Annotated in this window: 27 protein-coding genes, 1 tRNA gene and 1 pseudogene; 20 read left to right on the top strand and 9 right to left on the bottom strand. The window is 36.5% G+C overall.

Going from position 1 to position 26,202, the window contains the following annotated elements; all coding sequences use genetic code 11:
* Positions 1-16: 16 nt before the first annotated feature.
* Positions 17-787, top strand: a complete 771-nt coding sequence (locus AC4G3N_RS09275) for an ATP-binding cassette domain-containing protein (protein WP_225983666.1) — start codon at positions 17-19, stop codon at positions 785-787.
* A gap of 379 nt (positions 788-1,166) precedes the next feature.
* On the opposite strand, the gene AC4G3N_RS09270 is transcribed toward AC4G3N_RS09275, so the two are convergent.
* A complete protein-coding gene (locus AC4G3N_RS09270) occupies positions 1,167-1,745 on the bottom strand; it encodes a hypothetical protein (RefSeq protein ID WP_139891394.1) in 579 nt (192 codons plus the stop codon).
* A 212-nt stretch (positions 1,746-1,957) separates the two neighbouring features.
* On the opposite strand from AC4G3N_RS09270, the gene AC4G3N_RS09265 reads away from it, so the two are divergent.
* Entirely contained in the window at positions 1,958-2,584 is a 627-nt protein-coding gene (locus AC4G3N_RS09265; protein ID WP_066101237.1) for a TetR/AcrR family transcriptional regulator, read from the top strand.
* A gap of 189 nt (positions 2,585-2,773) precedes the next feature.
* Here AC4G3N_RS09265 and AC4G3N_RS09260 read toward each other — a convergent pair whose 3' ends face one another.
* On the bottom strand, positions 2,774-3,229 hold the full coding sequence (locus AC4G3N_RS09260; protein WP_066101234.1) for an SRPBCC family protein: 456 nt from the start codon (positions 3,227-3,229) through the stop codon (positions 2,774-2,776).
* Positions 3,230-3,316: 87 nt separating this feature from the next.
* Positions 3,317-4,945 carry an FAD-binding protein gene (locus tag AC4G3N_RS09255; RefSeq protein ID WP_175354222.1) on the bottom strand — a complete coding sequence of 543 codons (1,629 nt, stop codon included), beginning with the start codon at positions 4,943-4,945 and terminating at the stop codon, positions 3,317-3,319.
* A gap of 804 nt (positions 4,946-5,749) precedes the next feature.
* Here AC4G3N_RS09255 and AC4G3N_RS09250 point away from each other — a divergent pair.
* From AC4G3N_RS09250 to ulaA, 4 genes are all read left to right on the top strand, one after another.
* A complete protein-coding gene (locus AC4G3N_RS09250) occupies positions 5,750-6,184 on the top strand; it encodes a nucleoside 2-deoxyribosyltransferase (RefSeq protein WP_066101231.1) in 435 nt (144 codons plus the stop codon).
* Positions 6,185-6,484: 300 nt separating this feature from the next.
* The gene (locus tag AC4G3N_RS09245) at positions 6,485-6,934 is read left to right on the top strand and encodes a PTS sugar transporter subunit IIA (RefSeq protein WP_181161978.1); all 450 of its coding nucleotides are present in this window, start codon (positions 6,485-6,487) and stop codon (positions 6,932-6,934) included.
* A gap of 11 nt (positions 6,935-6,945) precedes the next feature.
* The gene (locus AC4G3N_RS09240; protein WP_066101225.1) at positions 6,946-7,218 is read left to right on the top strand and encodes a PTS sugar transporter subunit IIB; all 273 of its coding nucleotides are present in this window, start codon (positions 6,946-6,948) and stop codon (positions 7,216-7,218) included.
* A gap of 1 nt (position 7,219) precedes the next feature.
* A complete protein-coding gene (gene ulaA / locus AC4G3N_RS09235) occupies positions 7,220-8,476 on the top strand; it encodes a PTS ascorbate transporter subunit IIC (protein WP_066101224.1) in 1,257 nt (418 codons plus the stop codon).
* A 104-nt stretch (positions 8,477-8,580) separates the two neighbouring features.
* Here the strand turns inward: ulaA and AC4G3N_RS09230 are convergent, their stop codons facing one another.
* On the bottom strand, positions 8,581-9,186 hold the full coding sequence (locus tag AC4G3N_RS09230; RefSeq protein WP_066101221.1) for a hypothetical protein: 606 nt from the start codon (positions 9,184-9,186) through the stop codon (positions 8,581-8,583).
* A gap of 336 nt (positions 9,187-9,522) precedes the next feature.
* Here AC4G3N_RS09230 and AC4G3N_RS09225 point away from each other — a divergent pair, with 336 nt between their 5' ends.
* From AC4G3N_RS09225 to AC4G3N_RS09215, 3 genes are all read left to right on the top strand, one after another.
* Positions 9,523-9,990: a stage III sporulation protein AH gene (locus tag AC4G3N_RS09225; RefSeq protein WP_491090073.1), complete on the top strand. Its 468-nt coding sequence runs from the start codon at positions 9,523-9,525 to the stop codon at positions 9,988-9,990.
* 30 nt (positions 9,991-10,020) lie between these two features.
* Positions 10,021-10,683 carry a hypothetical protein gene (locus tag AC4G3N_RS09220; RefSeq protein WP_491090072.1) on the top strand — a complete coding sequence of 221 codons (663 nt, stop codon included), beginning with the start codon at positions 10,021-10,023 and terminating at the stop codon, positions 10,681-10,683.
* A gap of 205 nt (positions 10,684-10,888) precedes the next feature.
* Positions 10,889-11,092 carry a hypothetical protein gene (locus AC4G3N_RS09215; protein ID WP_491090071.1) on the top strand — a complete coding sequence of 68 codons (204 nt, stop codon included), beginning with the start codon at positions 10,889-10,891 and terminating at the stop codon, positions 11,090-11,092.
* Between the two features lie 90 nt (positions 11,093-11,182).
* Here the strand turns inward: AC4G3N_RS09215 and AC4G3N_RS09210 are convergent.
* Positions 11,183-11,255: transfer RNA gene (locus AC4G3N_RS09210), tRNA-Val, on the bottom strand.
* Positions 11,256-12,054: 799 nt separating this feature from the next.
* Here AC4G3N_RS09210 and AC4G3N_RS09205 point away from each other — a divergent pair.
* The 3 genes and pseudogenes from AC4G3N_RS09205 to AC4G3N_RS09195 all read left to right on the top strand — a co-directional run bounded on the left by AC4G3N_RS09205 (position 12,055) and on the right by AC4G3N_RS09195 (position 13,296).
* Positions 12,055-12,292 (top strand): annotated as a pseudogene (locus AC4G3N_RS09205) (lasso peptide biosynthesis PqqD family chaperone).
* 31 nt (positions 12,293-12,323) lie between these two features.
* Entirely contained in the window at positions 12,324-12,794 is a 471-nt protein-coding gene (locus tag AC4G3N_RS09200) for a lasso peptide biosynthesis B2 protein (RefSeq protein WP_491090070.1), read from the top strand.
* Positions 12,795-12,957: 163 nt separating this feature from the next.
* Positions 12,958-13,296 carry a helix-turn-helix domain-containing protein gene (locus tag AC4G3N_RS09195; RefSeq protein ID WP_491090069.1) on the top strand — a complete coding sequence of 113 codons (339 nt, stop codon included), beginning with the start codon at positions 12,958-12,960 and terminating at the stop codon, positions 13,294-13,296.
* Between the two features lie 398 nt (positions 13,297-13,694).
* On the opposite strand, the gene AC4G3N_RS09190 is transcribed toward AC4G3N_RS09195, so the two are convergent.
* Positions 13,695-14,465 carry a DUF4931 domain-containing protein gene (locus AC4G3N_RS09190; protein ID WP_491090068.1) on the bottom strand — a complete coding sequence of 257 codons (771 nt, stop codon included), beginning with the start codon at positions 14,463-14,465 and terminating at the stop codon, positions 13,695-13,697.
* 190 nt (positions 14,466-14,655) lie between these two features.
* Between AC4G3N_RS09190 and AC4G3N_RS09185 the strand changes: the two genes are divergently transcribed.
* Both AC4G3N_RS09185 and AC4G3N_RS09180 read left to right on the top strand, forming a co-directional pair.
* Entirely contained in the window at positions 14,656-14,931 is a 276-nt protein-coding gene (locus AC4G3N_RS09185; protein ID WP_491090067.1) for a DUF2187 family protein, read from the top strand.
* A 97-nt stretch (positions 14,932-15,028) separates the two neighbouring features.
* The gene (locus AC4G3N_RS09180) at positions 15,029-15,346 is read left to right on the top strand and encodes a hypothetical protein (protein WP_491090066.1); all 318 of its coding nucleotides are present in this window, start codon (positions 15,029-15,031) and stop codon (positions 15,344-15,346) included.
* A gap of 154 nt (positions 15,347-15,500) precedes the next feature.
* On the opposite strand, the gene AC4G3N_RS09175 is transcribed toward AC4G3N_RS09180, so the two are convergent.
* On the bottom strand, positions 15,501-16,757 hold the full coding sequence (locus AC4G3N_RS09175; RefSeq protein ID WP_491090065.1) for an MDR family MFS transporter: 1,257 nt from the start codon (positions 16,755-16,757) through the stop codon (positions 15,501-15,503).
* A 170-nt stretch (positions 16,758-16,927) separates the two neighbouring features.
* Here AC4G3N_RS09175 and AC4G3N_RS09170 point away from each other — a divergent pair, with 170 nt between their 5' ends.
* From AC4G3N_RS09170 to AC4G3N_RS09145, 6 genes are all read left to right on the top strand, one after another.
* Positions 16,928-17,830, top strand: coding sequence for an AEC family transporter (locus AC4G3N_RS09170; protein WP_491090064.1), 903 nt, complete (start codon positions 16,928-16,930; stop codon positions 17,828-17,830).
* 517 nt (positions 17,831-18,347) lie between these two features.
* Positions 18,348-18,866, top strand: coding sequence for a sigma-70 family RNA polymerase sigma factor (locus tag AC4G3N_RS09165; protein ID WP_491090063.1), 519 nt, complete (start codon positions 18,348-18,350; stop codon positions 18,864-18,866).
* Positions 18,859-20,133 (top strand): DUF4179 domain-containing protein, encoded by a 1,275-nt coding sequence (locus AC4G3N_RS09160; protein WP_491090062.1) that lies wholly within the window; start codon positions 18,859-18,861, stop codon positions 20,131-20,133. The genes AC4G3N_RS09165 and AC4G3N_RS09160 overlap by 8 nt, the downstream gene beginning before the upstream one ends.
* Before the next feature lie 98 nt (positions 20,134-20,231).
* Complete coding sequence (locus AC4G3N_RS09155; RefSeq protein ID WP_490558202.1) at positions 20,232-20,738, top strand: DUF1643 domain-containing protein; 507 nt, start codon at positions 20,232-20,234, stop codon at positions 20,736-20,738.
* A gap of 476 nt (positions 20,739-21,214) precedes the next feature.
* Complete coding sequence (locus AC4G3N_RS09150; protein WP_490558203.1) at positions 21,215-21,724, top strand: response regulator transcription factor; 510 nt, start codon at positions 21,215-21,217, stop codon at positions 21,722-21,724.
* A gap of 358 nt (positions 21,725-22,082) precedes the next feature.
* On the top strand, positions 22,083-23,393 hold the full coding sequence (locus tag AC4G3N_RS09145) for a C40 family peptidase (RefSeq protein ID WP_257468963.1): 1,311 nt from the start codon (positions 22,083-22,085) through the stop codon (positions 23,391-23,393).
* 108 nt (positions 23,394-23,501) lie between these two features.
* Here the strand turns inward: AC4G3N_RS09145 and AC4G3N_RS09140 are convergent, their stop codons facing one another.
* Together AC4G3N_RS09140 and AC4G3N_RS09135 are read right to left on the bottom strand one after the other, a co-directional pair.
* On the bottom strand, positions 23,502-24,470 hold the full coding sequence (locus AC4G3N_RS09140) for an SMP-30/gluconolactonase/LRE family protein (RefSeq protein ID WP_257468962.1): 969 nt from the start codon (positions 24,468-24,470) through the stop codon (positions 23,502-23,504).
* A gap of 359 nt (positions 24,471-24,829) precedes the next feature.
* Entirely contained in the window at positions 24,830-26,053 is a 1,224-nt protein-coding gene (locus AC4G3N_RS09135; RefSeq protein ID WP_139891366.1) for a NupC/NupG family nucleoside CNT transporter, read from the bottom strand.
* Between the last annotated feature and the right edge of the window lie 149 nt (positions 26,054-26,202).

Genomic DNA, 26,202 nt, shown 5'->3' with positions numbered 1-26,202 from the left:
GGAGGAGGTGGTAAGAGTGAGTAAGCTGGCAGCTGTAAAGTGGGAGAGTCAGAAAGAAATAGTTAATGATCAGGCGATTCAGATTGAAATCAATGATGTTAGCAAGCAATTCGGTGACAAAGAGGTATTAAAAAATATACAGCTAACCATTGAAAAAGGAGAGTTTGTAGCCATCATTGGGAAAAGTGGAAGTGGGAAAAGTACGCTTTTAAGACTTGTCGCAGGACTAGAGACTTTAACAAGCGGAGAACTGCTATTTAATGGAGTAGCATCCAATCAATCAACTGCCAATGTGACGATGATGTACCAGGATTCAAGATTGTTGCCATGGAAAAACGTTGTTGATAATGTAGGGCTCGGTCTTGATGGGAATTGGCAAGCAAAAGCAGAGGAAGTGTTGGACGCAGTTGGCTTATTATCGTTCAAGGATCAATGGCCGTCTACATTATCAGGAGGACAAAAACAACGTGTCGCTTTAGCGCGTGCGCTCATTCATGAACCATCTTTGCTCATGCTGGATGAACCATTAAGCGCTCTTGATGCATTTACAAGGATGGAAATGCAAAATTTAATCGAAACCCTCTGGCAACGAACTGGATTTAATGCTTTACTCGTCACTCATGACGTAAGAGAAGCAATTCGTCTGGCAGACCGGATAATCCTTATACAGGATGGTTATGTATCAATGAATGTAAAAGTCGATGCACCTAGACCGCGACAATTTACAGACAATAAGTTAACGTTATTGGAGGATAAGGTCCTGCAGCGAATTATGCAGGGGGAGTAGAAATAAAGCACGTCATTATTTTGGGGAATAAACTTGAAGAGATAAACGGTATAATCAAACAACTAAAATGTAGAACAATAAAGAATTTATAAAAATGAAATTATATTGCTATTTGATGGATCTCCCCAAAAGTTAAAGTTGGATTCTAACTTTTGGGGGTCATTTTTTTGGAGAGGTCTTCTTCTACTATCTTGTATCATCATGTAAGATCTGTGAAGTAACTTAAACCAGAAGTTATATGTTGCGGTTACTCACGGTAATTCAGTATAAAACGTGGAATATCAGAAAAACAGGTTCTTAACTGGTGTGTATATTCGGTATATCTTCAAGCACTGTATACCAATTACTATGCAGTAATCTGTTGCTATGTCCTAAAGAGTTAAAGGGCTTTATCCTGACTCTTTACATCCTCATTAAGTGCATCGTATTTGATGACTCCGTTCTCTGCCATTAGAATATAATTATCTGGATTTGCAGGGTTGAGCAGGAACACAAGGTATTCTGGTCCCAGTTCACCACTAAGTTTAGCTATTGAGTCAGCCAGATAGTTCCAGTCGTCCTTCGACATTTTACCGGTTAAAATCATTTCCATTTCCACAATAAAGTTCGGATCGGTCGGCAGAATCAGGAAGGCTTTTAATTCTGCGTTGTACTCCACCTTGGCAATTCCTTGGTATGCGTCTTGAAGGATTGACAGAGCGACTTGAGGGTCAATGGACCCCTTTTGTACTGGGGGAGGGGCTTCCTCTTTAGGCTCCACGGCTGGGGGAGCTTCTTCTTTAGGTTCCTCAATTGCAGGTGCCTCTTCTTTAGGCTCTTCTACTGAGGGAGCTTCCTCTTTAGGTTCCACTGCTGCAGGAACTTCTTCTTTAGGTTCTCCCTTCGGCTTAACTACCTCTTCTTCACCACAAGCAACCAACAGACCAACAAGACCAGCAAAAAGAATCAGTTTTTTCAAGCTATATTCCTCCTTCTGAAAATACGTTATTCAGTTAGGGGATGTTTTGCTCATCACTTTCGACTATTTCTGAACTGCTTGTTTCAACATTTAATTAAACATTTCAAGCTAGTTGTTATTACACTTTATGGCATAGTGTTATGGAGTGTATATAACCTACTAACGGCCTTCTTTTAATAAAAGTAGTATAATATTGTTTGGTGGGTGATGAAATGGATAAAAAATTGGAGAGACGCAAGAGGATGGTTAAAGCTGCTAAAGAATTATTTGCAGAGCATGGTTTTGAAAAAACAACCATGCAGAAAATTGCAGATGAATCTGGTGTAGGTGTGGCAACTCTATTTCGTTATTTTCCGAAAAAAGAGCATTTAATTATTGAAGTTATAAAAGAAGTCATAGAACAACAGGTACCAATTTTTGAGAAAATTATAGAATCTAACAAAACGGGTATAGAAAAAATGGATGACGTGCTAACTGCTTATATTATGTATATAAACGAAGAAAATAGCATATCATCAAAACTTTTGGAAGCTTTCGAAGTTTATATTGCATTTATCCAAATTGAAGTTGGATTGCTAGAAGAAATACATAAGGCCTACGGGAAAATTAGCGGCATCATTTTAAAAATTATTAATGAAGGTAAGAAGGATGGAAGCATACAGCTTTCACAAACCAATGAAGTGATTATAAGTACGATCATGAATATGTTCGGAACTGCTGTAAAGAAATATTCATTATATTCTTTAATACCAGAGGATGTTTTTATCTCTGCTCCTAAAAAGGAAAATTTAATTATAGTAAAGGATATAATTCTATCATACTTACAAAAAGGGAAGTAATAAGGGTTCCGTTATTTGAGATGTATGATTTATTAGTTTTTCTTATAAAATACTGCACAATAAATATTGTCATCATGGTTTCAAACTATGAAAGAAGAAAAAAAGACGCGTAATTTACACGTCTTTTTTTCTATCTTTTTATGATAAACAATCCTAAATAGAACTTTATATATGGGTAGATCGCTTCTATTATTTTTTTACTGTATTAATTTCAAGTAATTTATCTACAATTGCATCTGTTAGTTCCTGTGCTGTCTGTGGAACAAATTTGGTTAGTATTTGATTGACCATTGCACCCATCATACCGCCAGCAGTGATATCAAGATGTCCTGACATTTTAGTTGTCTTTTCGTCAATGACTTCGGCACGGAAATAGCCTCCGCCATTAAAGTTATCAGACAAACCTTTTAGATCAAAAATTACTTCGGATGGTTCATTCCATTCTTTAATATCGATTTGGAGCTTAACTGTCTTTTTCATAAACCCTAAGTCACCCTTGAATGCCCAAGTAGATTGGCGTTCACTTAAAATTTCATGGTCGATATATCCTGGAACAAGTGGAGCCCATTTGTTCATGTCATGAACAAATTCCCAAATTGTTTGAATATCTAATGGTACTTCAACTGTATGTGTTCCTTGTGGCATGATCTGCACCTTCCCGTTTCTGTATGGTTGTTTTATATGGTTATTGACGCAAATGAGTCATTATCTAAGAAAGTCTTTGTTTTTTTATTATGAATTGGCTGCGTGCTGTCCAGCTAAGAAGCCAAATACCATAGCAGGCCCGATTGTTCCGCCGGCACTTGGATAAATTGGGCCAAGTGGATTTCCTGAAGCATTTCCGGCAGCGTATAAACCTTTAATTGGTTCACCATTAAAGTTAACAACTTGTCCATTTTCATTGATTTTTGGTCCGCCATTCGTACCGAGTGCACCTAAATAGATAGGTAATGCGTAAAATGGACCTTTTTCAATTTTGCCTAGGTTTTTCTCAGGACTTCCGCCGCCATTTGTTAAGGCTTCAAACTGTATCGTACCGCGGTGGAAATCAGGGTCTTCACCTTGCTCACAATATTCGTTCCATTTTTGAATCTCCATTTCCAAACCGTCTGGATCAACACCAATTTTTTCAGCTAGCTCGCGAATAGTATCAGCTTGATCTACCCATTCAGGTGCAGGATCACCAGGTGCCATAGTAATAATGAGTTCGCTATCTTTTAGCTGTTGGTCAAAAATCATCCAGTTTGGTCCTTTGTTTGGAAACTCTACTTTTACTGGATCATAATTAAAGAAGGCTCTTGGCATATCGTTATAGGTTGTTCCTTCATGGACGAATCGGCGTCCGTATTTATTCACGATGATAGAGTTTGGACCATTACGGCCACCACCTAGCTGCGCCATTACATTATCTTCATATTCAAATGTTGGATCCACCATTGCTGGATACCACCATGCTTCACTCATATTTTCAAGTGCAGCGCCAGCCTTCATAGCCATTAAGAGTGCGTCTCCTTCATTACCAGGAGGGGTAACTGGATGAGTGAACTCAGCTTTTAAGAAGGCTTTGACTAATTGTTTATTCCATTCAAATCCGCCTGATGCTAGAATTACTCCTTTGCGTGCAGCGAAACGTAAAATTTCTCCATCTTTTGTTTCAGCGACAATTCCGACTACTTGTCCATCCTCGTCCATAATTAGCTCTTTACCAGCTGTTTCGATTAAGGTTTCGACGCCGCGATCCAAGCATGCTTTAAATAAAGAAGCGACTAATGAGCGACCCATAGTAACAATATTATTTTGCATACGCTCAGCCACTAACTGGAAGTCAATTCCTCCAACGGCTCCGCCTTCTTCTAATGTCAGAGGAGGGAAAATTGGGTTTTGACGGACTAATGAACCCCATTCTCCAATTTCATTTAAATCAAATGGAGCAGGGTCTAATGAACGTGTCCCATGTTTTAATGCCTCATCCATACGTGCATAATATTCTGGATAAGATTTTGGAGAAACAAATTTGACAGGAGTATGATCATCTAAAAACTTAATGATTTCATGTCCTTTATCTACAAAAGTTTCAATCATAGAATCTTCTGCTCGGCCAAGTGCTAAGCGTTTTATGAAATTAATAGCATCTTCACGATTATCTTCATACCCTTTTTCTTTCATATAATGATTAAGTGGAATCCAAGGAACTCCACCTGAAAAAGCAGTTGTTCCACCGATTTGATGGGTCTTTTCTAACACAAGAACCTTGGAACCGCTTTCAGAAGCGGCCACAGCAGCTGTCAAAGCGGCGCCACCAGTCCCTAAAACGATTACATCTACTTCTTTGTCCCAATTAGTAGGTATTTTACTAGACAAAAAATCATCCCCTTTGCCATTTTTGATAGTGACACTATCAATAAATTGATTATCACCGATAATTCTAATTATTTCAAGTTATTTGTCTAATTTGTGAAAAAAATAATTTATTATGTTTCTAGAATGCAAAACTCCAACCTTATCAATAGTGGGATAAGAACAATAGAACCATCGGAATATGTCTTTTGGACTATGTGGTAGAGAGAATATTACAAGGGTAAGTGGTATAAACATGAACTAAGTTGTTTAAATGGTGAATAGGGGAGTTTTAAATTGAAGGAGAGGGGTAGCTTTTTTATCACATTATTACATATTTTGATATGCTTAATGGTGGTAGGACTCTTAAATTTTACTGTTTCAACCGGATAGAGTGATGTTGGATTGCCAGGAGAAGGATTATTAAAAACTTATATCTCTATAACATTTTGTGCACAGCTGATGATTCAAGTTCTTTTCTATCTTATCTCTCGTTCAGTTAAAAGGAGAGGACATTCAACTTTTATAAATATTTGTTCTATATTCTTAATTACAATTAGTTTTTTATTTTATATTTACTATATTATAGCGAGTTTTATTTACTATTAATAAATAAAAACTCATTGAACAACGGTAATTATTACTCAATTAGCTGATCATATCTTCGACCAAGCCAGTGCCGATTAGAAGTTTTTTCAGGACAATCTATGAATAGTAGAGTGATTTTTCCAATATATATATATGAATTAGTAGTTGATCAATGCTTGTCATTTGATTCATATTCAACTATAATTCCTCTGTTAAAAAATAAGTTTTGCGGAGGACAACATGAATTTAAAAGGCAAGAAGATTTATTTAGCAAGTGGTTGGTTTAACGATAATCAGGCACAGCGACTTTCCAAAGCAGAAGAAGTTCTGCGAAATATGGGCTTTGACGTATTTAGTCCAAGAGAGCATCAATTTAAGGAATATGTGTATAATACACAGCCTTGGCGAGATGTAGTTTTTAAGAATGATGTAGACCATGTAAAAGATGCAGATCTCATTTTCGCGATATATGATGAAACAGATTCTGGGACAATGTTTGAGATTGGGTTAGCTTATTCAATTGGTAAACCCATCTTTGTCTTCCACGAGAAAGAAGAATATTGCAACTTAATGATCACAGAATCATTGCAAGCTTATTTTAAAACGTGGGAAGAAGTGCAGAACTATGATTGGACTACTTGCCCATTGATTCGTTTTGAAGGAGAAGTAGAATAAGCATTTTTGCTAAGTAGTAAACTATTAATAATATGAATATCATTAAATTAAAAGCCGGTCTAAGACTGGCTTTTTTTATTTATGAAGCAAAAATATCATTCTCTATTTTTCCAAGACATTTGAAAGAAAAAGATGAAACTTATGTCTGCATTATCGTTAATTTTCAGGTAGTAGATGATTATATGGAGTATTAACATGATGTCCTAAAAATAAATTTCAAAAAGATAGAGGGAATAAATCTACAAGTAGATTTATATGAATGAATTATAAATGAAGGAAAGTTTAGAGAGAGGGTGGGTCTTGTTAGATCAGATTTTAAATACACAGCTAATCCAGTTCAAGGATCAATTGAATACATGGGAAGAAGCTATTCAATTAGCGGCTGCTCCCTTGATAGAAAATGATTCTATTGAACAGACTTATGTAGATAAAATAATCAGTAATACGAAGGAACTAGGTCCTTATTATGTACTTGGCCCAAACATTGCTTTGCCTCATGCAAGACCGGAATTTGGTGTAAAACAGATGGGATTAAGCTTTCTAGTTATGAAAGAACCTGTATGGTTTTCGGATAAGGACCACCATAAGGTTCAGCTGATTATTGTACTGGCAGCGGTGGATAATCAATCACATCTAGAAGCACTATCTGAATTGGCAGCTGTCTTAGGTGAAGAATTGAATGTGAAACAACTAATCCATTCCAAATCCAAAGATGATTTTTTAGAGCAATTATTTTCATTTATACAATAGGAGGCAGCAAGATGAAAATATTAGTTGTATGTGGGAACGGTTTAGGAAGTAGTTTTATTGCAGAAATGAATGTAAAGAAAGCTTTGCGTGAAATGAATCGGGAGGCAGAAGTAGGGCATACCGATTTAACATCCGCCAAAGCGGAGACAGTAGATTACTATATTGGTTCACCTGAAATCATGGAGCAGTTAGAGGGAGATGGAAGGAAAGTCATTCCGCTCATTAATTTATTCAATGTCGAAGAAATCAAAACTGTTTTAGAAAAACATCTGGAGGATATATAACATGGATTTGATAGTAGACATATTAAGTACTCCGGCGATTTTGGTTGGTTTATTCGCTCTGATTGGTTTATTGCTGCAGAAAAGAGCAGCTACTGAGGTTGTATCTGGAACATTAAAGACAATTATGGGCTTCCTGATTATTGGTGCTGGTGCAACTGTCATTACGGGTTCACTCTATTTCTTTGGAAAAATGTTAGAGAAGGGCTTCGATATAGATGGTGTTATCCCGAACAACGAAGCGATCGTTGCGATGGCTCAAAATGCTTTTGGTACTGAAACAGCTTTAATCATGTTGTTAGGTATGATTATTAATATCCTCTTAGCTCGCTTCACTCCATTTAAATATATATTCTTAACAGGACACCATATTATGTTTATGGCTTGTTTGTTAGCAGTCGTATTATCGACAGGCGGACTAGATGGAGCAGCTTTAATTATAATTGGGTCTATTATTCTAGGATTATTAATGGTTTTAAGTCCAGCCCTGCTACAGCCCTTTGTTAGAAGGATTACAGGTAATGATGACATTGCGATCGGTCACTTTGGTTCATTCGGATATTGGGTTGCTGGATTAGTAGGTAAAGGAGCAGGGAATAGAGCTAAGTCAACAGAAGATATTCGAGTGCCAAGAAGTTTAGGATTCCTTAGAGATACATCCGTAGCAATCTCCTTAACTATGTTAGTTATGTTCTTTATCGTTTCGATTGCTGCTGGTCCAGCTTACATTGAAAATGAGTTGAGCGGCGGTCAAAACTTTATTGTATTTTGCCTTATCCAAGCAATCACGTTCGCTGCAGGTGTTTATATCGTTTTAGCGGGTGTTCGATTATTATTAGCAGAAATCATTCCTGCCTTCAAAGGGGTAGCGGACAAAGTTGTTCCTCATGCTAAACCGGCATTGGATGTACCAGTGGTGTTCCCTTTCGCCCCAAATGCAGTCATTATTGGTTTTATTTTTAGCTTTCTCGGAGGTATTATAAGTATGTTTTTACTTCCGTTATTTGGCTTGAAAGTAATTGTTCCTGGTCTAGTACCACACTTCTTTTGCGGAGCAACAGCTGGTGTATTCGGAAACGCTACCGGCGGCAGAAGAGGAGCTATGTTAGGTGCATTTGTTAACGGTATTCTGATCAGCTTCTTGCCAGCATTATTACTACCGGTCTTAGGAGACTTAGGTTTTGAAGGTACAACATTTGGCGATACCGATTTCGCGATCGTGGGTATTTTCTTAGGATATTTAATGAAACTATTTATGTAGATGCTAGAAAAGCATCGAACAACAGAAGAAGTGATAAATATTTTAGTTTTAAATGAGTTTTAACGCAAAAAAAGCAACTACATCATAATTTGTAGTTGCTTTCTTTAATGTTTTGAATAAAATTTTCTGCGTAGACCCAGGTATTCTGTTGCCGTGATCATCATTTGAGCTTTCTTTGCTTGTTGATGTGCCATTACAATGTTTGAGCATTTCATATAAGCTTGATCTAGTACATTCTTGACCTCTTGCCGTTTATCTTCTGCGATTTCATCTGGGAACCAATCATTTGCGAACCCTGTAATCATATATAATGAAATTACTTTTTCGGGGAATGATGTTGTATCACGATTGTCCAGTTCTTCTATTATCCTTGCTAAATTAGTGTTTGATTTGAGCAGGTTATAATAGCTTGCTGTTGCCTCGTATAAAGCGTCCAGCTCTTGTTTGTGATGTAATGCTTGGAGTGTTGTCACCGCTTCTTCAATCGTATCAAACCAATCATTTATTCCGGAGATTAAAAGGCTGGTTTGCGGGTCTGCTAACCCATATCCATTCATCACTTCGCAATCTGGGTAATGCTTTAACAATTCACTTTTTGTCGTGAAGATATCCCCGTGATAGGTCTCTCCTAAAGTATCATATACTTTATTGGCATAGAGACGAATCAGGTTTCCCTCTTTCATTTCCACTATCACTTCAAGCTTCTCCATCTTGCATTCCTTCTTTCATGTAGGTTTTGGATAGGATAGCAGCTATATTGTAAATTTGTTTTATAAGTATGTATCAAAAAAGAAAGGTTATATATTTACTTTACCTTCTGCTTAATCGTTTTGTATAGAGACAAAATATTACTAATAAACTGATTCTTTGAGAGAATCACCAGTGTATAACAACTAGTTAAGTATCATAGAGAAGTAGTGAAATTTAATGTAAATATGTGTTTAAATAAATGGAAGAAGGGGTTAGGTATATTCTTCTTTTCAAAAAATAGTGAGGGGTAATATCTATGTTCAAAATTACAAAGAATCCGTCTGGAAATACATACCGTGAGCTTATTGAATTGGCATTTAGTTCTTAGAAAGGATATGGGAGACTTAACTAAGTTTGCCCCCATTCTACGAAAGTTTGATCCATCATTTAAGCTTATGAAAGAGCAATCTGAATGGGCAAGTAACATTTTAGGAGATAATCAAACTGCAAAAGTATATTATTTTTCCACAGATGAATATGCAAAAAAAACAGTCTTGGAACTATCCAATTCTTTATTTGGTTGGGTTTTCCCTGACTTACCTGAAGATTTATCATTTTTTAAAGAAGGTGAGGACTGGCTGGCAACTAATTCTCATGAATCAGAGTGCTATATAATGACATCAGATAAAAATGAAATAGCCAAAATTAATGCAATTAAAGGTTTAACTTATGAATGGGAAAGAGGAAAAGTAAGGGCTGTTAAGAAAGCTAGTAAAAACAAGCGTATGTCTAAGCATTCCAGACCATGGGAAAATGTAAATTAAATTATTTTTTGTATAAAGAGGTGGATGTACTTGTTTTTAAATGATATTCAGTTATTAGATGAGAGTGATAAAACAAATATATATACAGATGCAATATGTATAACTGAAATGTTTTTATGGTATCTAGGTAAGAAATTTAAAACAGAAGATTGTAAAGCCATTTTCTTTCACTGTGGTGATTATGAAAATGTCCGGGTCATTAAAGAAGAACAAGAAGGCTACGATGTTCTGGTCCCTAAAAATAGTTATGATGTTCAATTACCTTTAGACTTATCAAAGTATAATAAAGCAACTGACTTTGGTAAAAAGAAGATATTAACGTTAGCTTTGCAGAGGGGGATGACTTATTTAGCTGAATCTAAGGATTGGGATATAAAGAAGGTTGATCAATCAATAGAAAGAATGTTTGAAAAAAAATTAACACATACTTTTCAAGCGTGGAAAGGAATGCTGTCACCTGATAAAAGGAAATTAGCTTATCCATTAGTTCACTTAGATTTAAATGAATTTAAAGTATCACTTATTGTAGAAGATAGAAGAAAGCAAATAATAGCGACTAAAGAGATTGCCGTAACCAAGCCTGATTTGGATGAATTAGGTTATTATATGAAAAAATTAGAATGGCTAAGTGATTCCGAAGTAATTCTTTATACCAGAGCTCATAAAAAGACATATAATAGTATACTTTTATAAAAATAGGTTTGTATTTAACATACCATCAATAATAGCACTGACCAAGGTTTGTACTACTATTTTTATAGCAGAAGTGAACGACTATGGGAAATATTGGAGTATTATTGAAAGAGACTTCATTGTCTCTACAGTCGGGACATATATAGAACTGCGTAATCTGTTGAGAAAATATCGACGGTTAATCAAGCTAGCGGGGGTTCCTTATATGCCTTTTCACAATCTCAGGAAACTCATGCAACTAACGCTATCAATGCGGATGGAAGAGAATCCTATAGTGGTTAGTGAGCGGCTTGGACATGCTAGAGTCGGGATTACGCTCGCTATCTATTCCCATACAAATGAGGAAATGCAGAAACGGATAGAAATAATGGAGACAGGTGAACCCCTTGGAAACAGTGGGCTCGGGTAGGGTTGTATGTTGCTTCAGATCTTTTATACTGAAAATAGAAAAAAGGCCCAAACCCTTGATACACATGGGCTTAAGCCTTCTCTAAAAATATGATCCCGACTGGGTTCGAACCAGCGACCCCCACCCTGTCAAGGTGGTGCTCTCCCAGCTGAGCTACGGAATCAGAATACTATGTAATTAACAATATTTAATATAAAGGGTAAGTCAGTTAAAGTCAAGATGAATTTTTGTTGTAGGATCTTTCTTCTATATAAATACACAAAGCGATCCTTTAAATTAGAGAAGGAACATAGCCTTTTTAGTCCTCATGAATCTGTCTGACATTCTTCAGAGTAAAGTCTGTAATAATCATCACCAAGATCTGTCTAATAATTGGCGATTTTGAAAGCAAATTTATCATTCAGTGGATCTTTTTGCGCATACTAAAAATTATAAAATCTTCAATAAATTTGTTTGACATAATTTACTAAAAATGATATTTTTAGTATACATTAGTTCTTTATAGAGAACTAGTGACTATTGATCTATGAATTATATCTATAAGTTTGAGAGAACTGATTGTAGTTTAGGATTATATCTATAAAAGATAGATAAACTCAATACAATAATAGGATGAAAAGGGCCTGCTTTGCTCCGTGTGTTCTAAATAAAGAACAATACATCGGGGGTGAAGGAGAAAAAAGTATGTCAAAAACGAATCTTGAGTTGAGGTTCTTCATGTGAAAATGACTTTTGATGGTGGGCAAGTTAACGGTGTGTCACAGAGGAAGTTGATTGTGTAGAGAAGGAAAAAGCCCTTATACAAATTTATCGTATAGGGCTTTTTTTAAAATTGGAGTGATGAAGTTGATTCAGGTATTGAAGCAGATGGTGTACCAGGCGTTTGGATTTGCAATCACAAGTGAAGTTGCCAGAGTTAATTTAGCTTGAAGGATAGAAATCTTAATATATCAACTTTTATTATGTCCAAAAGGAATGTAGTCAGTGATATGGATGGGGAGAAAGTGATGTTAAGCGTCCATAATGTTAAATATTATAATCTCGGTGAAGTCGGAGGCTTAACCTGGGAACTAATGAATGAACCTAAGTATCAATGAGCTTGTGGATCGATTAACAGAAGAGTATGACGGAAGCCCTGAAGAATGTGAAAGTCAGGTTCGTTCATTTCCTGGATATGTTGAAAAAAGAAGAATTAATTGACTAAACCATTACTTCCTAAGGAGTTATGTTTATGAACCTCATTCAGAAAGCTCGAACCTTGCTGTCCATAGATAGTAAAACCTTCATGATGTATGCAGAAGCTTATTGTTCCTTGGGAGTGGCCCGGATACAAAAGAGTCTGCCCTTTTCTAAAATTGCGCCTAAATTGGGCAGAAAGATGGAAGAGACCTCATTAACTTATGTGCCAGCCCATACTGAAATCCTGGAGTTAGTGTCCAAAAGTTTGGAGACGATGAGTAGATATACGTTTTGGGAAAGTAAATGTCTTGTTATGGCGATTGCAGGAATGAGAATGCTCGAGCGGCGTGGCATTGAAAGTACTCTTTATATGGCAACAGCAAGAGATAAAGAAGGAAAGATGAAGGCTTATGCTTGGCTGCGGAGTGGATTATATTTTGTAACTGGAGCCAATGGGAAGGAAGGATACACAGTGGTGGGAACCTTTGCTAAAAGAATGGGGGATCAGAAGGAGAAAAAATGATGGATAGACAACCTTTGCACGTGACCGGTTTTTCCAAAGAGCTGAACCTAATGTTCGCCTTGAGCAAGGTACCAACATGGCAGAAGAGGATATGGAAAAAGTAATTGACTGTTTGCAGATGGTCTTAATGAAGTAAATAATCTGAGCTAAAGAGGTAGAGAAAATGATAGGAAGAAATATACAGGAAATACGTAAACGTAAAGGAATGACACTGACCCAGCTAGCTGCAAATGCCGGAATATCTAAATCCTATTTAAGCAATATTGAAAGGGGAGTGAATCAAAATCCTTCAATTGAAGTATTGAAAAGGCTAGCGTTTGTTTTAAATGCAGATTTAAAAAATTTATTGCGCGTACAAGAAGGTGTTGAAACCAATCAAAATATGAATCAGGAATTAATCAACCTAATCGAGGAATTAAAGACAACCGTAATTGATAAAGAACAAATGGATGAGTATCGGGCATTAATTGAGTATATTATGTGGAAAAGCAAAGTAAAATAATTGCCCAACCCTACCAAAATATCGAAATTATCCTAGCCAATGATGGATCAGAATTTATGGTTATACGCAGGATGGAATGCATAGTATAGATAAGGTAAAAACGGGTGATGATCAATGGCTGGTCGCTGTTGATGGTCATAGACTCGAGACTCGTCCTTATTTGCTGTGGAAATTGGATTATATGCGTTATAAATACGGAAGTTGGCTCTGGAAGAGTGCTTTTGCGTTTGTCGTGATCTAACACTAATTCTGTGGGAGGTTCAGAGATGAAAAAGCCATATTTCTAAGTCGTATTTTGGTTGTTCCTGATGAGATACTATTTTATTAATATGGTTTATTTGAATACTGAAATTCAAAAAACCTCCCGGTATAAGACGGGAGGGAGACTTGCGAAAAGCCTATGTCTGGCTGAGTAACTTGGATAAATCGTTCCTAATGATATCGAGCCGATCCTCCATAAGTACCTGTGGAATCTTATAGCCGACAAACAGGGGTGAAACAACAAAGCGTGGGATGGCCTTGCAAATAATCAAGTCGTGAAAATGGTAAAAGAAAAGGTTATAGCTGGTGCACCCCCTATGGAAACCATCCAAAATATAACGGACCAGGATTTGAAGTTTATCAGCAAAATCATCAATCTCATCTAATGTGTTCAATATTAAATTGAATTCAGTAAAACCGATAACTGGATACTTTGATACATTTAACTCAATACCGGATTTCTTGTATACCTCTGTGCCTTCAAAATCAATCATTGCCATATTCTTATGGTAATCTACATGTTTCATTCCAATCACTTGCATATGGGCATGCTGAATGCTGCCGCCTGAAAAGGGACCATGATTCTTAAATAAGATAACGGACTCATACTCACCAGTCTTCTCCACTTCAAGCCATTTAGCAATACTGAAGCGAATTAATTCACGCATATGCTTCTGTTCATATCCCCTTATATCTTCGTGACATTGATTGGTTTCAATAATGACCGTTTGATAGGTATCCAGAAGAGTGGGATATTTATTCATCAACCAAATAATATCTCCCTTTGTCTCAAGAATATCGGTAAGCTCATCTCTTTGGCAAAAGGGGCAGGCTGCTGTTTTATTACGGATAGTTTCAGGCTTTTGACTGCCAATTGTACTTGAAAAATATAATTGTTGCTGATCCATACTTGCACCTACCTCGTTAACTGTTAAAACTCGATATGTTTATTATAAATTAAAGATATGTACGATTGTATATTTTTAGCCATATTATAGAAATAAAAAAAGTGTAAAAATACATAATAAAATGTCGATAGTAACAATGACATATATCTTTAATTGATTGATTATAAAAACATGGACGGTGAGTAGTGAAATGGATTTCGAGTATAGGGATCAATATGTACAAGGAGAAATTGGTGATGTGATTGTCTTTAAAAGAGGAAATTTATTTATCTTTGGAGAAATTATAATACTGAGGGAAGCTTCGTGTATTGTGGAAATTTCTAAAGAATATGCAGACGCGTTGAAACTCAACACAACGAGAACAGTTGTCAGACATGGTAATTATAAAATTATTGAGACCTCAAAAGTTCGCGCAAGAGTAAGTAAGCAACAAATCGATTCATCCAGTACTCAAGTTTATCATTAAATTTACAAATCGTAGGGAGTGATTGTAAATAAAACAAACGTGCAATGAAATCACCATTGATAAAGTTTTTTAAACCAATTTTGGAAGGAGAGAAGAAATGAAAATTAAATTATACGTCTTTTTAACATCTACCAAGGATAAAGAAAATAGTAGAAGCGAAATGATGATGAAAACAGTTGAGTCATCTTTCCGTCCGGTAATAGGAGATATTATTGAAGATCCTGGATTTGATCAGGGATTTCACAACGGATATGAGGTTGTGAAGGTGACGGTTAATTATGCGAAGAATGAATGCTATGTATCTCTTAGTCCAATGGTAATTGATTTAGAGGAAATTAGTTTCGATGATTATATAAATAAGCTTACAGCCAATGGATGGGAAATCGTTTCGAAAGAGGATGTATCAATTGGCTAAATCTTAACTAAGATCTTTATACATATTATGACTTCATGTGATTTATATTGGTATGTAAAAGACACCATTAATATTCCTATACCAAAAAGTGAACATGAAAGGGGCAATCACATTATGAAAAGAAAATGTGATTGCCCCTCTCTGTGCTATTAGATTAAGCACCAACCTTCACATGGTCGGTGTCGGGGTGATTGGTTAAATCTTTCTTTTGCAGCAGCCACATGAGACTTGCTGAAATGAATCCGAGGGATCCAATTACCATCCAGGCAGATGTAATCGAGTATGCTGCAATAAAGCTTCCCATAATCATTGGGCTTGTTGCATATCCGGCGCCAATTACCAGTGGGAGAATGCTGCTTACTCTGCCTCTGTGCGAAGCTGGTGTTTGATTAGCGATAAAGGTTGAAGCATTGATCGCAATCATGATTTCTCCAATGGTCATGATGAAAATAGATACATAGAAGAAGGGAAGAATCGTGGTGAAGGCGAGCATACCAAAGGCAAAAGCATAGCACAAGGCTCCGGTAGCTATCACTTTTATAGGTCTTATTTTATTTGTCAGTTTCGTAATAATCGGCGTAAACGAGATAACCAATATACCGTTAAATGCGGCAAGTGTTCCGTAATAGGCTGCGCCAGAATCATTAAATAACTCCTCTAAATGCAGCGGGATGGTAAATGCCCATTGCGCGTATTCAAATTCGATACATAATAGAATAAAAGCGAACATAATTAATATTGGTCTTGCCCTCAGCACTTTAAAAACAGATCCTTCTACATGTTGCTCAAGGTTTCTTTCCGTTTTCTCTGTTATCGAAATATGTTTGGTTTTTGTCTCTTTTATAAAAATAAAAATTAATGTTGTAGCTAAGAGCGTAGCGATCCCATCAATGATGAAAACAAGATCTAAATGATTTTTATATAGTAGACCGGCCATGATTGGACCAACCGCAAAACCTAAATTAAAACCCATATAGGTTAATGAATAAGCACCCTTCCGATTCTCGGGGGTAGTTAAATCCGCCAACAATGCATCGTAGGCAGGTGAGCACAAAGCAAAGAAGAGTGATGATAGCATGAGGAAATAGGCCATGGTCATCGAAGGCTCTATTAAACCTATGGATATAACGGTTATGCCTCCTAGACCTTGCGAAACAACAATAATAAATTTTCTTCCCAAGGTATCAGCCAGCTTTCCGCCTAAAATCATACTTGGTGCAGAAATGACACTGACTAAAGTTACATATAGCCCTGCTTGGGCACTATCCATGCCAATCTTCTGAGTGAGGATTAAAACAAGCAGCGGATGTACAAACCCTCCCAGACTATTAATAATTCGAGCAAAAAATATAATATAAATTTCTTTGGGTAAGCCTCGATATGGACTAAACAAATTTTTAAAAGACTGCATAATGCCTCCTGATTCCTTTAAGTGAAATCCAATAATTTCTATTTTAATAGATGAATAGGTAAAAGAGAATATTTATTTATAAAATTTAAAATATTTTGAAGTATTAAAGGAAGGAATTGGTATAATGGTGTGTGAAAGATGATAGCTTCAACCAGAGAGAAGGTAAGCAGATGGAGTTTTTTAATGTTTTGATTCCGGTATTTGTTATATTCGCTTTAGGCTATATAGGCGAGAAGAAGATAGGATTTGATCCAAAAACGATTTCAACGATGTCCCTTTATTTAATGACACCCTTACTGGTGTTTCAAACGTTTTATACTAATGAACTGACGTTAGATTATCTTTATATTGTTATTTACGCGTTTGGGCTTTGCTTAGCACTTATGGTCTTTGTATGTTTTATCGCTTTTATAAATAAATACAACATAAAGGAAACCTGCGGGCTCATTCTTGGTTCGGTTTTTATGAACAATGGTAATTATGGAACACCTGTTGCGTTATTATTGTTTGGCGCTACCGGATTTGATTATGCCATCATCTTAATGGTCACCCAAAGTATTGTGATGGCGACAATTGGGGTGTATGTAGCCGCGCGAGGAAGTGATATAGGCGGAGGGATTAGAGATACACTTGCAATTGTATTACGTATGCCTGTTGCATATGGAGCGATTTTCGGGCTGTTATTTCAGTACACCGGTATATCCATAAGCGACTCCTTAATGACTACCATTGATTTAGTTGGAAGCGCGGCTATTCCGACAATCATGCTTGTTTTAGGTATGCAATTGGCTAAAATCAGTCTGAAGAATATTGAATATAAAAAGGTTACGTATGCACTAGTCATTAAATTGGCAATGGCACCGCTTGTAGCGTGGGGAATTTCAGCCCTTTTGCCAATCGATACCTTGCTTAAACAATTAATGATTATTATGGCCGGAATGCCTGCTGCTGCAAATACGACGATGTATGCCATTCAGTTTAATGCAAAGCCGGAATTTGTATCGGTTTGTACATTCATCAGTACAGTACTTAGCTTAATCACTTTACCAATCATTTTTTATTTTGTTTTATAGTGAGAAGGATTTATTAGAAAGTGAAGTACATAAAATGGGATTAAACGAATCAATTTATATGAAATATTAGTTGTTCCGCAGAAAGGATGGTATTGGGAATGAAAAGAAACAAAGTATGGATTCCAGCGCTTTTAATGGGGGTAAGCTTGGTGGTATGTATAATGGCCCTTATCCAATCGATCAACTCAACTCCTCAAAGATATCCATTATTAGGCTTGATCCCCTGTGTTATAGGTGCAGCTTCTTTTCTATATATTAATAAAACCGCCCAAAAAAAGACTTTGTTTCTATGGTTCACTCAGATATTAAATATAGTATTTATGATATTTCCATTGATAACACTTCTATACTTTATGTCCTCTAATTAGATTCTTAATTATTGACCTCTTGATTTTGAGGTCTTTTATTTATGCTATAAATCTTAAAACTATAAAATTATGGTATTTTTTATAATATATTGAAACTTTTTTCTAGGATAAACAGTCTAATAAGTAGAGAGAAAACAGGGGGGAGCCGCATGCATGAAGATGCTTCTTTAGTACAAAGGGCTATAAAAGGGGATGATACAGCATTTTTAACTTTATTAGATCTTCATAAGGAACAGCTGTATCGAATGTCCATTGTCTATTTAAAAAATGAAGGAGAAGCTCTGGAAGCTATCCAGGAAACGACTTTTCGAGCATACCGTTCAATTAAAAAGCTGCGAGAGCCATCCTATTTCTCTACATGGCTTGTAAGAATTTTATTAAACGTTTGTTCAAATGAATTGAAGGCCAAAAAAATACACCATCATTTCATTGGACAGGAAATGGTCCATACGGATGATTATGGTCAGCTTGAAATAGAAGAGGCGCTCATGTTCCTGGATGAACCATCACGTGAAATCATCGTATTAAAGTATTTACGGGACCTATCCATAAGTGAGATTGCGGATATATGTGAATGCCCACAAAGTACGGTTAAAACAAGACTTTACAAAGGCCTTCGGAAGCTCAAGGAACTAATGAAGGAATCGGGAGGTACCCGCCATGTATGAAAAAGAGAGACAAGAATTATTGGATTTAAAAAAACAAATGGAATATGTGCCTGTACCAAACGAAAAAGTTTCCGCAGCCATTCAGTCAGGCTTTAGTAAAGCCAAACACAAGAAGAGAAAAAGACTTATAAAATATACAGGATTAGCAGCGGCTGCTATTGTACTCCTGTCTTGTATTAGTCTGGTACGGGTGTCACCGTCCTTTGCAAATGCCCTTTCTTCTATACCGGGCGCAGAAAAAATTATCAATCTAATCCGTAACGATAAAGGCTATATGTCTGCTGTGGAGAATGATTTTTTACAGCCAGTTGGACAGACGCAAGAAAAGGATGGGTATAAGGTAACGATGGAATCCTTAATTGTTGATAGGCATAGGATGGTTGTTTTTTATCATATAGAGGGAGCGGGGGATAATGTAAAGATAGAATTACCCGATCTATTGATTGATGGAGAAGGTGTCGAGCAATCCATATCCTATTCAGCTCATGAAAATGGGTTCGGCTCCTTAGATTTTAATCTAGTGCAGCAGCTTGAAGAAAGAGAAAAAATAGAACTTCAAGTCCATCTGAAAATTGACACTAGCTTAATAGGTCCATTTAAGTTCCCTTTGAAAATAGATCATTCCTTGTATAAAGGTCAGCATAAACAGATGGCCATTGATGAAACAGTGACCATAGACAATCAGCGGATTACGTTTGGAAAAGTAGAAATTGATCCACTAAGTGTCAGGGTTGACGTAAAATATGATCCGAATAATACAAAAAAAATATTTCATTTGAATCATGTTAGGCTAATGGATGATAAAGGTGAGATATGGGGATCTACTGGCAGTCATTTTAATGAGGAAGAAAGTAAAATCTATATAGAAAGTAATTATTTTCGGAAACCCGAGAAGCTGTACCTACTATTCGATGGTATTCATGCTCTAAATAAGGATGAGTTAATCATTGAAGTTGATGAAAAAACAGGCAGGCTATTGAAATATCCATCGGATGGATTTGTGAAATCTTCAAAGATAGAAGAGAATAAGGTGTCTATTTTCATGAAAATCCCCAAGAGTAAAGATACTGTTTCTAGTGGTGGAATGATAACTGATGGAACAGGTAAAGAAATTTCAACAGGGGAAGCGGAGTACTGGGAAATAGACGGTTTAGACGCTATAAGCTTCTACTATAAACCAGAAGAAATCATTAAGGGTCCTCTTAATATTGAATTAGACACCTACCCACTTACCCACAAACAGCAAGTCAAGCTCCAAATAAAATAATGGAACAAAATTGTCCTCAATGATTGTTGGCCGGTTTTATCATAAAAGTCACCTGAGGAGCTTATACATAATAATAGGAACGGAAAGGGGGAAATCGATTGAAGAGGAGTGCCATCATAAAAGGAAATTATCGATATTCCCTAAAGAGGGAATGGGATGATTACAATTTAAGAAAAGCTGTCTTTGTTCTTTTACACCCAAGCGAGGCTGATGACAGAGTGGATGACCGGACGACCATGCGTTGTGTGTCGTTTGCTAAGAAATTAGATTGCGGTTCTGTGGAATTGGTGAATGTATTTGCCTATCGGAGCAGGGACTGGAGAGATCTCAGGAATCTGTCCTTGGAGGAGGCTACAGGTCCTGAGAACCGTTTCTATTTAGAGAATGCCTTACACAGCGGTTCTGAAATTATCGTTGGCTGGGGAGAAAACTGTACCATCCATCACAAAGATTATCAGGAATTATCGGATTGGTTTAAGGGATATGTTCCTAACTGCCTGGGTACAACAAGAGAGGGGCATCCTCTGCATCCGTTGTTTGTAAGAAGTGATACGACCGTTCAACCCTATCTCTTTCCAAATGTAAGTTCGTTTAAACCGTCATGACAAAGGAGCTGTCGATTCATTTCGACAGCTCCTTTTTAGATAGATAAGTAGTTTATGAAGCAGGTGGCGGAGTTGGTATTTCAGTTTCGTCTGTGCCATCGTCCACAGGAGGATCAGGTTCTTCTACACCATCATCCGGATTTTCACTGTCTTCTTCCTCTTCTGGTTCAGTTGGTACATAGGATCTGGGGCAGGTTCGATAGCCGGTGTCTCAGCTTCCGGTGTTTCAGGTTCAGCTGCAGGCTGATCGCCCGAAGGTTTGTCCGATTCTTCCTCTTTATTGGTTTCTTCTTTATCTTGCTCCTCTGACTTGTTTGTTTCTTCTTAGTCCCCTCTTGTAAACTCTTAATAATATCCTTTAATTCCTCTTCACTGCTATCTTCCATCTGACCACCTACACCTGAGCAATAGGAGTATACGCCCACCATATAGATAATCAGGAACAAATCATAAACATTCCTGCACTGACACATTATTTGAATAAATTAAAACCAGCAGGAAATGAGCTGCGTAATTTTCAGCCTATTTTTATAGAGGATGCCACATACGGTTTTCCTGAAAAATTTATTAAGCAATTTAATCTCGTATCCATGTTAATTGTCCCTATTTATGTTCCGGAAGAAGGTAAGATGATTGGCGGCATTTTACTAGATAAAGGGCCAGGGCGGAAATTTGAGCGAGATAGGAGCTTGTATCCCGCATTAATGAAATTTGGGCAAAGTGCAGGAGAGCTGTTGCTTAGGTTTACGAACCCTGAAAATTCTGTAACACAGAATGATTTAAATCGTAAACTATCATTTTCTTCTCATGAAGTTGATATTATTAAGTTATTGGCTGCAGGAGCTTCTACAACAGAGGTAGCTGTTCAGCTTTATTTAAGTGAGTATACGGTCAGAGAATATATTTCAACCATTATGAGAAGGCTGGATGCCAAAAATCGAACAGAAGTAGCTGTAAAGGCTATTAGAATGGGAATTATAGATTAGAAATATGGAAATAAGAGGATTAAAGAAAATACTTAGATAGTTTAGATGTTTTATTCGCCAATAATCACGGGATTTTTAAGTGGATTTTAGCTTAATTTTCTCCTTCTGTTAAAAGTAATTTACAATTATTTTACTAAAAAACTTACTTTTTGTAAGTTTTTTTATAGAATCGAAGTTATTTATGCCCTATTATTACAAATTAAAAACTAGTAACATGTTTTTGAAATATAATTGTAATATTACTATAACTTATTTGTTAAATTAGCATGATATACTTATCCATGTTAGATAAATAGATAAATAGAAATGGTATGAAAGACCCGATAAATTAAAAAACTAGGAAGCAGGTAATACTTTAATGATGAATAAAAGAATTATTGCGCTAAGTACGGCTTTATTGCTTGGGTTCAGCAGTTACATAGGCACTCCATCAGCAAGTGCTGCAAAAGACCCGGCTAGGCAAGCTGAGGTTGATAAAGCTCAAGCTGCTCTAAATGAGGTACAAGTTGAAATTTCTACTCTGAATACTCGTATTGATCAAATCAACCAGGCTGTTAAAGATAATCAGAACATGATTAATAAAACAGAAGATGATATTATCAAAACGGAAAAACAAGTAGAGACTTTAGATAATGAAATTACCGAACTGGAAGAAAAAAATGAAAAACGCCAAGAAATTTTAAAGAAGCGTGCTATTACGTACCAACAAACAAATGGTAACGTCAGCTATTTAGAGGTAATTTTTGGATCTACTAGTTTTGGAGATTTTATTGAACGAATCGGAGCCGTATCAACAATTGTTAAAGCGGACCGTCAATTAATTGATGAAATTCAAGAGGATCAGACCCAACTTGAGGATAAACAAGCAACAGTAGAAGAAAAGCTTACTGGTTTAAAGGATATGAAAACTGAGCTTGTTGGTATGCAGCAGGATATTAAGCAACAACAAGATCAAACAAATTCCTTAAAGGAAGAGCTTAAAGCTAAGGAAAAAGAAAGTCAACGTCAATTAGCAGATGCTAAAGCAAGAAATATCGACATTGTGGTGGAGCCAGTTGTTGTAAAAGAATCTTCCAATGTAAAAGAGAAAATTGAGAAGATTGCTGATACTCAAAAAGAAGAAACAAACTCTTCAACTAAGAATGAAACAACAAATAAAGTGAATTCCAGCTCTAAAGAAGAAGCTGTAAGCACTTCGAAGAACGAACAAACTAGCTCTAAACCAGCTAATTCAAACTCTTCTAATAAGAAGCCAAGTTCTACTAATAGTTCTACCCAAAATAAAAATATTCAAACCGTTATTACTGCAGGCAATAAATATATTGGGAACTCTGTTTATGTATTCGGCGGTGGAAGAACTCAAGCTGATATTGCAGCAGGACGCTTTGATTGCTCCGGTTTTGTTAGCTGGGCATTTAAACAAGGTGGATATTCTGTACCAGCGAGCACAGATGCTCTGAAACATGCTGGAAGACAGATTCCAACAAGCCAAATGCAACCGGGAGATATGGTTTTCTTCGATACGTATAAAAAAGACGGTCACGTCGGCATTTATGTTGGCGGTGGAAAATTCATCGGTTCCCAAAGCTCTACTGGTGTAGCAATTGCCAGCCTTAAAACAGGATACTGGAAACAAAAATTTAACGGACGTGTTGTGCGCGTTCATTAATAATCAATAGAAAATTTTTAAGGAACGCCCATCTAAGGCGTTCCTTTTTGTATTTGAACTAGGTTTGAAATTGTGTGTTAAAAAGCTCAGCTATGGGCTACTTACTTTCTATTGTAATCCATATGGTTGTGATCCCTCTTTTTTTACAGGAATTCGCCACACTTCATTTTTTGAGGATTCAGTAATATACAAGTACCCGTCATGAAAGGCTAGATTAGTTATAAATGTTCCAGCACCGACAGGCAGACGAATAACCCCGTATTTAAATCCATCTGAGTCCTGGACTACAATTTCACCGGCTTGAAAATGAGCTATATATAAATTTCCCTCAGTATCGACTGCTAAGCCATCAGGACCGATTCCGCCCTCAAATTGCCCAAAGATAAAAGCAGTTTCAGGTGAAGAAAGGGCATTTTTGGAAGGGACAGAGAGTACTCTGTTTTTATTAAACTCAGAGATATAAACACGTTGGCGATTTGCGGAGATAGCGATCCCGTTCGGATAAGCTATGTTTTCGGCAAACAGTTGCGCTTCATTGCTATTTGGAGGAAGATAAAAAACGCGACCGACGGGGTGAGTTGCACTAGAACCCATTGGTTCAGTGAAATACAGGCCCCCATCTTCATCAAATACTAAATCATTCAGCCCTTTTAAAGGTTCCCCATTAAAAGAATCTACTGCGACTGTACTTTCATTCGTATTAGGATTATAGGCATGTATAACCCCGGTTAAATCTGTTATAAATAACCTTCCGTCCTTATGGAACTTTGCACCAACAGGACTGGGAAATTGTTTTACTACTTCTATTTTATTTTTTTTTATAGTGAGAAGTTCACCGGTTGTTGGACTGACCAGCCAGATATTTCCTTTGCGGTCGAAATTTATTCCTTCAATAAACCCTTCATCGCCTTTTGCGATTTTTTCCCATTTTGCTTTTGGGGGAATAATTTCAGAAAGTTGATGTCTTTCTCCTTTTGGTACAGGCTTTGTTTCATACCATCCTTTTGCACCTACATAGGTTCCAGTTAGTAACATAATTCCACATAGTACAGATAGAGAGAACCATCTTTTTTTCAAATCTAGAATGCCTCCTTTTTATTGGTTATTAATCATGGTTGTATAACATGCTGTATCAACAAAGATTTTAACTATTAACTAGAAATATACATGGAAGAAGGTGGTAAAACAATATGAAAAATCATTGGTATATTTGTCATTCTCCGTAACTATTTCATCTATACTGGATGTGGGGAATTTGTTAAAATAATGTATTTCACTTGCGATATGGAAAATATCGGGGATATAGAATTAAAAAGAGATTTGAGAACAGGTATATGATGTTTGCTAGTGCTTCATAAAAATTAAAGCCTCAAGTCTTAAAATCACTTGAGGCCATAGTATTTAATATCCTAAGCTTTAAAAATCCGGATTATTTCCTACCCAATAATCATTCCTGCAATTGCAGCACTTAAACAGGATGCCAGTGCACCTGCTATGATCGCTTTAATGCCTAATCGTGCGATATCAGGTCTCCTCTTTGGAGATAACTTTCCAAGTCCTCCAAGTAAGATACCAAGAGAAGAAAGATTTGCAAATCCACAGAGTGCAAAGCTAATAATGACAACGGCTTTATTTGATAAGGAGTCAATCATTGGAGCAAAATTACTATATGCCACAAATTCATTTATAACAAGCTTTTGACCAATGAAGTTCCCAGCTGTCAAGGCTTCATTCCAAGGTACACCAATGACAAAAGCTAATGGAGCAAATATGTAGCTTAATAGTAATTCAATTGATAACTGATCAAATCCAAACCATCCACCAACGAAACTTAACAGACCGTTCAGCAGAGCAATTAAAGCGATAAAGGCAAGCAGCATGGCTCCAACATTCAGTGCTAATTGAAGCCCAGTTGATGCTCCGTTAGCAGCTGCATCTATTACATTGGCTGCCTCTTCATCCTTTTCCATTTCAAAACCTGTCGCATCTTCCTGACTGTGTTCCATCTCAGGTATCATGATCTTAGAAAGTAATAGTCCTGCCGGTGCAGACATAATACTTGCTGCTAGCAAATATTCTAAGGGAACACCTAATAAAGAATATCCTACAAGTACGCTACCTGATACTGAAGCCAACCCACAGACCATAACAGAAAATAATTCGGAATTGGTCAATCTATCTATAAACGGCCTTATAACCAAAGGTGCTTCTGTACACCCAACAAATATATTAGCTGTTGCATTAAATGTCTCGGCTTTTTTTGTGCCTAATAGTCTTGCAAGAGCGCCACCTACATATTTAATGACAAATTGCATAATCCCCAAATAATACAAAACAGAGATTAAAGCAGAGAAGAAAATGATGATTCCTAAAACATTAAATAAGAAAACGGTTGTAATGCCTGATTGTGGTGTATAAAGACCGCCAACCAGGAAGTTTATTCCTTCATTTGCGTAACCGATTATGTTATTCACAACATCGGTTATTTTCTGAAATGCTGCACGTCCAAGTGGCCATTTTAAAACAATAAAAGCAAAAGAAATTTGAATAGCCAATGCTACAACTACAGTTCGAATATTAATATTTCGTTTGTTGGTTGATAGAAGGAAGGCGATTCCTAAAATACAGATAATCCCGAGCATTCCCCATAAGTAATTCATTATGTCACCTCTGGTTAGTATTTTTCTGTCTGAGAATAGTAAAAAAGTTACTTTTACACAAAAACTTAATATATCAATTGGATGCATAATTTGCAAGTGAAGTATATTTTATCCATTGTTTTTATAGTATGGAGTTAAAATAGCCAAAA

The sequence above is a fragment of the Bacillus sp. z50 genome, from assembly GCF_058313585.1.
Note: the sequence above shows the minus strand (reverse complement) of the source record. Positions and strands in the feature narration are given on the sequence as shown.